Origin of the sequence: Burkholderia sp. LMG 13014 (assembly GCF_905232215.1) — a bacterium.
Classification (GTDB): Bacteria; Pseudomonadota; Gammaproteobacteria; order Burkholderiales; family Burkholderiaceae; genus Burkholderia.
The window spans coordinates 1-2,821 of record NZ_CAJNKE010000692.1 but is presented as its reverse complement, the minus strand read 5'-3'; the positions used below and the strand labels follow the sequence as shown (position 1 = coordinate 2,821).

The 2,821-nt window shown below is 68.0% G+C and carries 2 protein-coding genes and 1 pseudogene; all 3 read right to left on the bottom strand.

Going from position 1 to position 2,821, the window contains the following annotated elements; all coding sequences use genetic code 11:
• Positions 1–150 (bottom strand): annotated as a pseudogene (locus tag JYJ84_RS33185) (acetyl-CoA C-acetyltransferase); the annotation flags it as partial.
• Positions 151–168: 18 nt separating this feature from the next.
• Positions 169–936, bottom strand: coding sequence for a 3-hydroxyacyl-CoA dehydrogenase (locus tag JYJ84_RS33180; RefSeq protein ID WP_122950290.1), 768 nt, complete (start codon positions 934–936; stop codon positions 169–171).
• A gap of 22 nt (positions 937–958) precedes the next feature.
• Positions 959–2,626: an acyl-CoA synthetase gene (locus tag JYJ84_RS33175; protein WP_122950289.1), complete on the bottom strand. Its 1,668-nt coding sequence runs from the start codon at positions 2,624–2,626 to the stop codon at positions 959–961.
• Positions 2,627–2,821 lie beyond the last annotated feature (195 nt).

Below are 2,821 nucleotides of genomic sequence, written 5' to 3'. Positions count from 1 at the left end.
ACGCTCGGCCGGCACGTTCGCGCGCTCGAGCGCCGCGCGAATCGCTACCGCGCCAAGGTCGCTTGCGCTGGCTGCCGCGAGGTCGCCCTGAAAACCACCCATCGGCGTACGCGCCGTACCAACGATTACGATCGGATCCTGAGTCGTCATGATTCGCTTCCTCCAGTGTCAGCGCGGTGCCATGCGCAACGCGCCATCGAGACGGATGACTTCGCCGTTCAGCATCGTGTTCTCGGCGATGTGGCGCACCAGCGCCGCAAATTCTTCCGGGCGGCCAAGCCGCGGCGGGAACGGCACGCTCTTGCCGAGCGCGTCCTGCACGTCCTGCGGCATGCCGGCCATCATCGGCGTCGCGAAGATGCCCGGTGCAACCGTCACCACGCGAATGCCGAACCGCGCGAGTTCGCGCGCGATCGGCAGCGTCATGCCCACCACGCCACTCTTCGACGCCGCATACGCAGCCTGCCCGATCTGCCCGTCGAACGCCGCGACCGACGCGGTGTTGACGATCACGCCGCGTTCGCCGTCCGCATTGGCCTCCTGCTTCGACATCGCTTCGGCGGCCAGCCGGATCATGTTGAACGTGCCGACCAGATTGATCGACACCGCGCGCGCGAAGCGGTCGAGCGAGTGCGGGCCGTCGCGGCCAACCACCTTCTCGCCCGGCGCGACACCCGCGCAGTTGACGAGCGCGTCGATGCGGCCGAACGCGTCACGCGCGGCGGCAATGGCCGCCTGGCCGTCGGCTTCGCTCGTCACATCGGTTTTCACGAAGCGTGCGGCCGCGCCGAGTTCGTGCGCGAGGCCCGCACCTGCCTCTTCGTTGACGTCCAGCAGCACGGCCTTGCCGCCATCCGCGACTACCATGCGCGCCACCGCGGCGCCAAGGCCCGAACCGGCGCCCGTGATCAGAAAAACGCGATCCTTGATATCCATTCGCAGTCCGTACAGTATGTGTTCAGGGTTGAGCGACCTTCTCGGCTTCCATCTTGCGCAACACGAAGCGCTGGATCTTGCCGCTCGGGGTTTTCGGCAGCGCGTCGACGAAGTCGATCGCGCGCGGATAGGCGTGAGCGGACAGCCGCCGCTTCACGTGCAGGCTCAGTTCCTCGGCCAGCGCCGGCGTGCCGTCGAAGTCTTTCGACAGCACGACGAACGCCTTGACGATCTCCGTGCGCTCCGCGTCGGGCACGCCGATGACGGCGGCCTCGCTCACCGCAGGATGCTCGATCAGCGCGCTTTCCACATCGAACGGGCCGATCCGGTAGCCGGACGACGTGATCACGTCGTCCGCGCGGCCGATGAAGCTCACGGTACCGTCCGGCTCCAGTTCGACGTTGTCGCCGGTCCGGTAATAACCGCCCGCGATCGCCGGCGTGTCCTGTTGCCAGTAGCCGTGGAACCACAGCAGCGGCGAGCGCGCGATGTCGATCGCGAGGTTGCCGGGCTCGCCGGGCTCGAGCTCGCGGCTCGCTTCATCGAGCACCGCGACACGGTAGCCCGGCATCGCGAAGCCGGCCGAACCGGCGTGGACCGCATGCGCGAGGCCGTGGTGGTTGTTCACGACCATCCCGAGTTCGGTCTGGCCGTAGTGATCGTAGATCGGCGCGCCGAGCGCCGCGTCGAACCAGCGCACGACCTCCGGATTCAGCGGTTCGCCCGCGCTGCTGACCACGCGCAGCTTGCCCTTCAGCCGCGCCGCCGCTTCCGTCCCGGCCGCCATCAGCATCCGGTATGCCGTCGGCGAGCCGGCGAGGCTCGTGATCCCGAGCCGTTCGATCACGTCGTACGTGCTGTCTACCGTGAAGCTGCCCTCGTAGAGCGTCGTCGCGTGGCCCAGCAACAGCGGGCCCGTGATCGCGTAATAGAGGCCGTACGCCCAGCCCGGATCGGCGATGTTCCAGAACCGGTCGCCGGCACGCAGGTCGACCGCTTCGCGCATGTACGCGCCGAACGCGAGCAGCGCGCGCAGCGGCACCGGCACGCCCTTCGGCAAACCCGTCGTGCCCGACGTCGACATCATCATGAACAGGTCCGTCCCCTTGCGCAGCACCGGTTCGAACGCGTCGGACTGCGCATCGAGCACCGCGCGGAAATCGATGTCGCGTGCCGGCAGCGTTTCGGCCGGCTCGCGCACCGTCGCAACAGGCGGGCAATCGGCGATCTCGTCGAGCTTCGCGCGATTCGCGACGTTGGTCACGACCAGGCGCGCGTCGCTCATGCGCAGCCGGTGCTCGATCGCCTTCGGGCCGAACGCGGTGAACAGCGGCTGGTAGACGGCGCCCGCGCGCCACGTGCCGAGGATCGTCGCGACGAGTTCCGGCGTGCGCGGCAACAAGCCCGCCACCACGTCGCCCGGCTTCACGCCTTGCGCGACCAGCAGGTTCGCGACGCGTGCCGACAGCGCCTTCATCTGCGCAAACGTGTAGCGGTGGTGCTGCCCGCCCGCGTCGATCCAGTCGAGCGCGATCGCGTCCGCGGATGCGTGCCGGTCGCAGCATTCCACGCACGCGTTCAGGCCGCGCTCCAGGTCGCCGTGCAGTTGCTGCGCGGCGGTCTCGATACTGAACCGGGCCACGGCGTCGGCGTAGGCCGGCACCGCCCGGGCGGTAGCTCCATCAGGCATGCGTGTCTCCTGTGCGTTATGGCCGCCGGCGAGCCAGGGGCGCGCCGGGGATAGTTCGATAGTAGACAGCCCGTACATTGCAATCAATGACAAACAGAATCTAGAATCGTGATCGCTTTTGCCATGTCGGGAGGATGCAGGAAAATGGGGCCGCAGATGATTTCGCCGGATTTCGTCGACGACGCGCTCGCGTGC